This window comes from Mucilaginibacter sp. P5_A4 (assembly GCF_056400605.1).
This window is the reverse complement of sequence record NZ_JBFUKX010000119.1, coordinates 1-2,237: the sequence shown is the minus strand read 5'-3', so window position 1 is coordinate 2,237 and position 2,237 is coordinate 1. Positions and strand designations below refer to the sequence as shown.

At 30.9% G+C, this 2,237-nt stretch carries 2 protein-coding genes; both read left to right on the top strand.

Annotated features, from left to right (window positions below):
* Window positions 1-210: 210 nt before the first annotated feature.
* Window positions 211-1,227: a hypothetical protein gene (locus AC1DQW_RS27485; RefSeq protein ID WP_477456983.1), complete on the top strand. Its 1,017-nt coding sequence runs from the start codon at window positions 211-213 to the stop codon at window positions 1,225-1,227.
* Window positions 1,224-2,237 (top strand): glycosyltransferase family 2 protein, encoded by a 1,014-nt coding sequence (locus AC1DQW_RS27480; protein WP_477456982.1) that lies wholly within the window; start codon window positions 1,224-1,226, stop codon window positions 2,235-2,237. Before AC1DQW_RS27485 ends, AC1DQW_RS27480 begins: the two co-directional genes overlap by 4 nt.

The following is a 2,237-nucleotide window of genomic DNA, read 5'->3' as shown; positions in this document are numbered from 1 at the left end:
GGTGTTGAGCAGGGGTATTATTATACTTTTGCAAGCATTATTGCTATACAAATATTTTTCGAGTTAGGCTTAAGTAATATTATTACCCAGTATACTGCGTATGAATTTGCCTTTTTAAAATGGGGTGATAATTTTGAACTGGAAGGCGATGAGTATCATAAATCAAGAATTTCATCTTTACTAAGGTTTTGTGTAAAATGGTTCGGGATTGTGAGTATCATTTTACTATTTGTTTTGATAGCAGCGGGTTTTTACTTCTTTATTAAGTATAGTAAAGCTGAAAGTGGTATTATTCAATGGCAATCTCCATGGATTATATTGTGCTTATCAACGTCACTCAATTTGTTTATTGATCCTTTACTTGCTTTTTTTGAAGGGCTCGGTTATGTTAAAGACATGGCTAAAGTGCGTTTGATACAAAAAAGTTTTTACATCATATTTTTATTTTGCTTTTTTTTCTTAGGCTTTAAGCTTTACTCCAGTGCTTTAGCTTCACTATTTGCTATTGGTATTAACTATATACAAATAATATTTTCTTGCCATATAAAGTATCTTAAAAGTATATGGGCAGCTAAAAGCAAGTGGGATATAAATTATAAAAGTGAAATTTTCCCATACCAATGGCGCATAGCCATAAGTYGGATTAGTGGCTATTTTATTTTTCAATTATTTAACCCCATACTGTTTGCCACCGAAGGGCCTCTGGTTGCCGGGCAAATGGGGATGACAATTGCAGCATTATCAGGTGTGGCATCTATATCAATGAGCTGGATAAATACAAAAGTTCCCCTTTTATCGGGTTTAATAGCCAAAAAACAATATCAGGAGTTGGATTTTAGTTTTAAAAAGGCATTTAAGCAGTCAATGGGTATACAAATTATAATCATATTGTTTTTTGTTCTTTGTGTTGAATTTTTGAGATATATAAAATTTCCGGTAGGAAACAGGTTTTTAGCTTTTGTGCCTTTGGTTTGCATGAGCATTGCGTCTGTAATAAATCAGGTGATATATACTTTAGCTACTTATTTAAGATGTCATAAAAAGGAACCGCTGTTGCTAAATTCAGTATTTGTAGGTGTAATTGTTTGCATATCCACTGTGGTATTTGGGAAACTATATGGGGTAATTGGTATAACTGTTGGTTTTAGCGCTATAATTTGTTTCATTAGTTTTCCATGGGTTTGTTGGATATTTTTTAAGAAGCGGAAAGAGTGGCACTTGGTATGAATACATATTTGTTAACAATAGCTATCCCTACCTATAACCGGGAAGCTTATTTGAAGAGGTTACTGGAGTGCCTTTTTAACCAGAGAAATGATTTTAATGATCAGGTAGAGATCATTATTTCTAATAATGCTTCTACAGATAATACAAAAGCTGTTATAGAAGATTTTATAGCCCGCGGATTAAAGATTAACCTAATATCAAATAAGGAGAATATTGGTGTCGACAGAAACATTGCTCAATGTTATACAAGAGCTAATGGAAAATATGTTGTTGCTTTTGGAGATGATGATGTTTTTTATGAAAATTCAATAGCCATTATTTTAAAGATCATTAACGGTGTTAATGAATTTGGTGTATTATACCTTAATTGGGAAGTAATTAAAACAAACAAACTGATTGTTGAATCAGATATACTGGTGTTAGATGATTATGCGCAGTTTTATAATAAAGTTAGTCATAATTCAACATTTATATCCGGAAACGTGGTTAATTCAAAATATGTTAAAAATATAAATTTTGATAAATATACAGGCACAAATTTAGTGCAGTTGCCATTTATACTAACGGCTTCATTGAGTGAGCCATTTAATATATATCATGTACAGCCTTTAGTAGGCGTTCAGCCAGACAATAGCGGAGGTTTTAGTGCATCTATAGTTTTTGGTGAAAAAATTAATAAAATTCTAAATGAATTTGATGTTAATGCGAAAACAAAAAGAATATTCAATTTAATCAGGGTAAGGTTATTAATTGAGTCTTTTCCCTATTGGATATACAGAATAAAAACAACAAACCATTCCTTTTCTGATGATGGTAATTTACATCAATCCTTGTCGGCTGTTTATTCTAAATTTCCTCAGTATTGGTTTCTTGTTTATCCTTTAATTATTTTAAATAAATCAATAATTAAAGGGTTATGGCCACTCTATAAAATTTATCTGAAAGTATTCGGCTATTTATTAAATAAAAGAGAAAAATATCAATTTGTTAAAACAACCAAAATACTATAA